7 protein-coding genes are annotated in these 6,474 nt (G+C 66.9%); 4 read left to right on the top strand and 3 right to left on the bottom strand.

The window, feature by feature from the left end:
* The coding region (locus RB628_RS29875; protein WP_412180746.1) for a hypothetical protein at positions 1-230 on the top strand (230 nt) is incomplete at its 5' end.
* A gap of 353 nt (positions 231-583) precedes the next feature.
* Here the strand turns inward: RB628_RS29875 and RB628_RS29870 are convergent.
* Positions 584-763 (bottom strand): hypothetical protein, encoded by a 180-nt coding sequence (locus RB628_RS29870; RefSeq protein ID WP_318323652.1) that lies wholly within the window; start codon positions 761-763, stop codon positions 584-586.
* 1,040 nt (positions 764-1,803) lie between these two features.
* Between RB628_RS29870 and RB628_RS29865 the strand changes: the two genes are divergently transcribed.
* The 3 genes from RB628_RS29865 to RB628_RS29855 all read left to right on the top strand — a co-directional run bounded on the left by RB628_RS29865 (position 1,804) and on the right by RB628_RS29855 (position 4,120).
* Entirely contained in the window at positions 1,804-1,980 is a 177-nt protein-coding gene (locus tag RB628_RS29865; RefSeq protein ID WP_318323651.1) for a hypothetical protein, read from the top strand.
* A 194-nt stretch (positions 1,981-2,174) separates the two neighbouring features.
* Positions 2,175-2,675, top strand: coding sequence for a hypothetical protein (locus RB628_RS29860; protein WP_318323650.1), 501 nt, complete (start codon positions 2,175-2,177; stop codon positions 2,673-2,675).
* On the top strand, positions 2,672-4,120 hold the full coding sequence (locus RB628_RS29855) for a LacI family DNA-binding transcriptional regulator (protein ID WP_318323649.1): 1,449 nt from the start codon (positions 2,672-2,674) through the stop codon (positions 4,118-4,120). Before RB628_RS29860 ends, RB628_RS29855 begins: the two co-directional genes overlap by 4 nt.
* A 166-nt stretch (positions 4,121-4,286) precedes the next feature.
* Here RB628_RS29855 and RB628_RS29850 read toward each other — a convergent pair whose 3' ends face one another.
* Positions 4,287-5,384 (bottom strand): hypothetical protein, encoded by a 1,098-nt coding sequence (locus tag RB628_RS29850; protein WP_318323648.1) that lies wholly within the window; start codon positions 5,382-5,384, stop codon positions 4,287-4,289.
* On the bottom strand, positions 5,381-6,439 hold the full coding sequence (locus RB628_RS29845) for a hypothetical protein (protein ID WP_318323647.1): 1,059 nt from the start codon (positions 6,437-6,439) through the stop codon (positions 5,381-5,383). Before RB628_RS29845 ends, RB628_RS29850 begins: the two co-directional genes overlap by 4 nt.
* Positions 6,440-6,474: the final 35 nt, after the last annotated feature.

Here is a 6,474-nt window from a genome sequence, read left to right as displayed (position 1 = left end):
TGGCCGAGAACGCCGAGCAAGCCTGGCAGGACATCGCCCACCTGATCGGGCAGAAGCAGCCCGGCCCCTACGACAACGCCGTCACCCTGCTGAAGGATCTCCGCGAGGTCCACGACCGGGCGGGTACCCCCGAGGAGTTCGTCCGGCGCCTGCACGCCCTGCGCGAGCAGCACCGCGGCAAGTCCTCGCTGATGCGACGCCTCACCAACGCCGGCCTGACAGCCCTCTGAGGCGCGCTCAGATGGAGGCAGAGCGCCGCGAGGGCGGCCGCGCGGCCAGTCGTGGACAGGGAGATCAGGGCGTCGATGAACCGTTCCGACTCGAGGTAGCCGAGTTCGCAACCGGTGTGCCAGAACCTCCCAGCAGCCGCTCGGTGTCCTTCCCCTCCATCACGGTGCCGTCGCCGTGGGCGAAGCCCGCAGCAAGCACCGGATGGGCCGCTCGTGCCCTGTGCGTCTGGGACGGAGCCTGGGACCAATGGCTCCCGCAGAACAAGATCAGACCCTGGTGCGCGGCCTGACCCACGGAACTGCCGTGCTCGTGGCCTCCGTCCTGCGGGAGCATCCCGACTGCGCCCAGCACTTCAGCGGGCCTGGCCGACGATCGATACGCCGACACGAACCTGCGCCTCGCAGTGCAGGAGGGCGCCGATGCACCAGAAGGCCAAAAAAGCCCTTGCCGCACCGATCACGCTGGGCGTGAGTTCGACTGCAGCGGCCCGAGCGCCTGCCGCACGCAGCTCGACGATCACCTGCGTGCCCACTTGGCGGGTTCGAGTCCATCGGCGTGGTTGTCGAATACCAACAAAGCATCGGTCAACTATGAGCCCAGAAACTCGGCCCCCGATGGCCGCTCCGGCACTGTCGCTGCACTCATGGCCGCACATTGGCCGCACATGGTCCTCGATGGTGCCTCAGCCAACGCCATCGTTCCCGCAAAAGCCCAGCTCAGGGACCCTGAGCCTAGGTATCACCGCAGAGGCCACACCTTCGACCTACGCATTGCGATGCACAGACTGCACGTGTCCGTTTAGCCCGAATTCCAAGGTCGACGAAAAGAAGAAACCCCAGGTCAAAGGCTTGACCTGGGGTTCACCATAGAGCCGCCTTCGGGATTCGAACCCGAGACCTACGCATTACGAGACCATGGGGGTTCGTGACGGCTGGTTCCGGCTCGTGCCGCCCGGTGCTGTTCTGCCTGATCAGAGCACATGCGACCAGTTCCACCGTGACACCCCGTGTTACCCGGTCCAAAGGCGTCCGGCCGCACTGCGGCCGCACATGGCCACATCCACGGGTGTTCCGAGCGGCCGGAACAGCATTGTCGCCCTCCTACAAGGCGGCCGCAATGTTGATGCTTCGGCACCGGAACCGTGCCCTCAGCGACGACACGACTCTCGGAAGCCGGGCTCGAATGACACGCTGAACTCGCCCGACCGTCGCGTACGCCCAAGGCTTTGCCTCGCCCCCAACAACCCGGGCCCGCGCGGGACTTACCTGCCACTCACCGAAGCCCTGCCCCGCCATTCGAACACGTGCCGTACCAGTTCCCCGTCCTTCTTGGCACCGCGAGGTCGTACGTCCCCGCGCCCGTAACGAGTTCGTACCGCTCGAACTTCGACGCCAGCCGCACCTTCCCGCCCGCTGGCCGCAACCGGAACGGCGCCCGGAGGGCTACGCTCCGGTCTCCTCGCGCGTCCTTCCAGACCGGCGGTTCACCGGCGGCAAGCCGCAGGTGTCCCTGCCTGAGCCGATCGACCTGCCTGCCCTTGCCGACCGAGACGTTCACCGTGCCGCCGATGCTTTGGGTGAACACGACGACCCGCAGCAGCTGCCCGCCGTCGAAGTCGGCGATGTCCCGAGCAGGCTGGCGCCGATCCGCCGCAACCGGCTGCTCGCCGTGTGGGCCACCACTCGTGTCTGGTTGCTGTCCGGCTCGGGGATGCGGACCAGGTCGCTGCGCATCAGCATGGGGGTATGAGCGTGCGCCGGGATCTGTGTCGTGCCGCCGCCGCGTTTGCCCTCCTTGCGATCATGGCCTCCTGTTCAGGCAGCTCTGATCGCTCGCCCGGCGCAGACGGCAGCGCTGGCACTGGTGGCCCGACGACAACCGGCGCTAGTCCGCGGGCAGGCGTACCGCCAGGCGCCGAGGTATTCGGTACGAGGCGACCGGGTATGCCTTTCACCCTCACCGTCCTGGCCTCGGACACCACCAACGACCCGCACCGGTGGCAGTTCACCGTACGCAGCGTGGTCTGCGGCAAGCCGCTGGACCACGCTGTGCTGGCGTACGCCGCCGATGCGGTCGGCTCACCCACCGCAACACCGACACCAGAGCCCGGCAAGCAGTTCTGCGTCCTGACCATGGAAGCGGTCAACGTGGGCAAGAGCGTGGCGTCCTGGGACGCCAGCAACAAGGTGAGCCTGAACGTCGTAGATACCCGCTACACCGAGTCACAAAGGGACGCCGACTACGCCTTGGACTACGCCCAGTACTGGAACAGCAAGGGTGAGACCGCGCCGACCTTCGGTATAAACGCCGGCAGCAAGGGGCCGGTGCACGGGGTGTTCCAGATCCCGACAGGGGAGAAACCCATCAGCCTCTGGGTCACATCCGGAACAGCCATCACGACATTCGACGGCGTCCAACCCGGCTACCTTGTTCACCTCCCATGAGTCCGCCGACTGAGACCGAACACCAGCACAGCGACTGGTGTGACCCGGCACTTGGCCAGGAGACCTTCGGCAATTACGCAAACCGCTGGTACGAGGCTCAAGACCTGGCCGTCTCGACCATGCAGAACTATCGGCGTCATATCGAGAAGCACCTGCTCCCCGAGTTCGAGGACAAGGCGCTCGCCGGCATCCTGCGCGCGGACGTCAACCTGTGGGAGAAGAAGGAGAAGGCCGTCTACGCGGCCTCCAGCGTCAAAACCTGGCGCTCGACGCTCCACCTGATCTTCGAAGACGCGATCGACGAAGGTCTGATCACCTCCAATCCGGCAGCAAGGCGGCGCGGGCGTGGCAAGCGCGCCGGCCGCTTCCGAGGTCGCGGCCCGGAGAAGGTCATCACCGACGCGCTCGGCATCCTGCTGACCGCAGAGCGGACCGCCCTACTGTCCGGTCGCGACGATGAGTTCGTCGCCGTGGTCCTCAAGGGTTACACGGGCATGCGCTGGGGCGAACTCGTCGGCTTGGAGGCGGAATTCGCTCGCCCCAGCTCGATCCGCGTCGAGTGGCAGCTGTACGAACTCGACACCGGTGAGCTTGTGCGCTGTCCGCCCAAGGATGACGGCTATCGCACCATCGACGCGATGGGCTGGCTGTCGACCCTGGTTGCCGATCACGTTGCCCGTACGAAGCCGTCACCCTGCCCGTGCCATGGCAAGACCTACGTCTTCCAGGGCCAGGGCGCTGCCCGCACCGGCGGCCACCAGGGCGCGAAGCTCGTCGACGTCGCACGTCGCGCCGAGGTCTCCACGGGCACGGTGTCCAACGTCCTCAACCACCCCGACCGCGTCACCAAAGCCAAGCGGGTGAGGGTAGAGCAGGCCATCGCGGACCTGGGGTTCGTGCGGGGCGCGGTGTCGCAGAACGCTGCCCACTGGCGCAGAAATGGCTTTGCGACCTGGCTATTCACCCCCGCGGTGTCGGGCTGGTACCCGAAGAAAGCCCCGCAGGAGGTCCGCCCCGTACCGCTGTTTAGCGAGCCGTGGCCCGGTATCCCGGCGCGAGGGCGCGGAGCCAGCGAGCGGGCCGACGCCTGCTGGCTCCCGATCGCCCAGGGACTCACACCCCACGGCCTTCGCCACACCCACCGGACCGTGATGGAGGACTTCGGCACCGAGTGGGTCCTCATGGACGAACGCATGGGCCACATCGACGGCTCGGTCTCGGCGCGTTATGCCCACGTCACCCCAGGCATGCGCAAGCGCCTCATGCTCCATCTGACCGAGCAGTGGGAGGGAGCACTCGACGCCCGGCTGACCCTATGTCCGACATCTCCGGTGCACGTGCTCGATGATCTCCTGCGCGCACGCGCGTCCGTGGTCCAATCTCCTCGCAATCGCTCTCAACCCTGCTGCCGATCGCGATCGCGGCGCACGGCCCGCAGGTGCTGAGGGAGATCCCAGTGTGCCGCCCGGCACCCCCGCCTTCACACTCCGCACTCCCGCACAGACCGACCACGAAGCCAGCGCCCGCGAAGCCCAAGCGGGAGACGGAAGCCATCGCTGCGACGCTTCGTCTACCGCTCCCGGGCGCTCACTGATCCGAGTCCCTGGCCCTTCAGCTCTGGGTGTCCCGTGCAGTCGACTGCGACGGCGGCGGAGGATCCGCAGGCGTTTGTCCTGGGTCTCCCAGAACCAGCCGCAGCAGGTCACGGACTCGGGCCGACCCTGGGCTACCCCAGAGGTGTGCTGGCGCGGCGAGAGCCAGCAGGGCAACAACCACGGTCACTTCTTCGGGTAGCCCCAGGACCGACAGTGCCCAGGCGAGCCCCACCGCTGCCACGATTCCCGTCCCCATGAGCAGAGCAGCCTGCCTTCTGGGCGGCTCGGCTCGCTCAGGACGGGGCACGAGGTCCTCTTCGTCGAGCAGCATTTCGTACGTCGTGGCGGAGAGGCCATGCAGAATCTTGCCGAGCTCCCTGGCCAAGGCGGCTGCCGCCGGCGTGCCGTCGGTGAGTAGTTCCCGGCTGCCTGCGCGCAGCGTCTCCCGCACCCGTCTCGCGTGCACCGTCATCTCGGCGCGCAGCCAGCGACGTTCGTCCTTCTGCGCCCGATGGACCAGGATCCGGCTCAGACCGCTGACCGCAGCGTCCAGTTGTTTCGAGGTCGCCCGGCCACGGTGCACCCCATGGGCGGTGATCAGCGCATTGCACGCCGACCGAACCGCAGGGATTTCAAGGCGCGGAGAAAAGAACCGCGCGGCGCCCCCAACTGCTCCGAGGAAGAAGACCAACACGACGAAGGCGACGGCCAGAGCCCCATCGGCCCCGCCTTGCTCCGAGGTCGTCAGCGCCTGAACATCGTGGGTCGCCCTCGCAAAGGGAACCAGCATAGGCACACCGATGAAGACCACCGTGGTACCGGCCATCACCCATCCTTCCAGCAATCGGTCCCTGACCGTCTGTCTGCAGGTAAAGGGAAGCTGGAACGCCTCCACGGCCTCGTCCAGTCTGCGCAGCGTCCCCCAGGTGGCGACGACGCCTTCGCCCCCTCGGCGGCCGTCCCTTCGATCGCGGACCCACGACGCGCAGTGAAGACCGATCGGGCAGACCAGCCGCACGATGAACGGCGCGAGGAACACGCAGTAGATCGCGCAGCCCATCAACAGTGCTGCGTCATCCGCGAGTTGGCCCCTTGCCACCTCTACCTCGCTCATACGCCCCTCCCCCTTGCGCGGCCTGCACCGGTGCCTTCGCCCCGCCAGCCAACGTTCCCGCCCGAGTCATCGGCATCGGATCCCGCGTGCCTGCACTGGCACGTGCCCGACGTCCGAAGGACTTCGCGTGCCCGTCGGACGTGTTCGTCTCCCCTGGACTTCAGCATGCGGCGCACTCGCTCCCCCAGCCCGCCGGAAGAACCCGCCCCGACGAGTGCACCCACCTCCGCCCACGTGCCGGCGCCCTGGGCGTACATCAGGGCAACGCTCCGATCCCCGGGCTTCAGCGTCTCAAGGAGCTCTGCGGCACATGGATCGTGGCCCACGGGAAGCAGGCGATGGATCACCTGCAGATCCGGCGGGAGGGCGCGATCCTCGACGAGCGAGTCGGCCATCGCTCCACGGTCACCACGGAGGCAGTCCGCCCCGAGCATACGAACGGACTGGCCACCGACCATGCGGTCCCACAAGGGCTTCAGAGCATCTCGTGCTCGTGAGACCTCCCGTTTCAGCGAAGAGACCACCGCATCGGTGTCCGTGACATCGACGTCGACCAGCCAATCGCCCATCAGGGCCGTCTCAACTGCCTCTTTGTACTGCGCACCCAGCCCGAGCCAGACAGCACCGAACTCCACGACGGCTTCCTGGTCACCGCTGAACCAGCGTCGAAGTGCCTCCACCCCTGCCACACAGACCGGGCTGAACACCTGTTGGCGGAGACGCTCGCGTGTCTGGCCCGACAGCGTTTCAAGCGCTTGGTCGTTCGAGGCCAGGGCTTCCTCGCCCACTTCCTCGACACGCACCGGGGAGTGCATGAGGACATGGCAGTTGGCGCACAGTATGAGGAGTCTGTCGGTGTATTCCGCATGGGCCGCAGAGCCCTCCACCGGCACCGAAGCCATGATGTGCGTCGATTCGGGGTTGTGGACTTCCAGAGGGGCAGTGGCACCGCAGGCTCCACAAGCCTCCACCACTACCGCCGGGCGCGTCCGCAACCGGCGTGTCACCGCCCAACGCCTCACAAGAGGTTGCCCCTCATCGAAACCGGACTCCACCGAGTTACCTCCCTGCTGAATTTCCCTTCACCTTC

This window comes from Streptomyces sp. ADMS (genome assembly GCF_033441795.1).
In the GTDB taxonomy this organism is placed as follows: Bacteria; Actinomycetota; Actinomycetes; order Streptomycetales; family Streptomycetaceae; genus Streptomyces.
The sequence above is the reverse complement of the archived record's forward strand: the minus strand, read 5'-3'. Positions and strand labels throughout refer to the sequence as shown.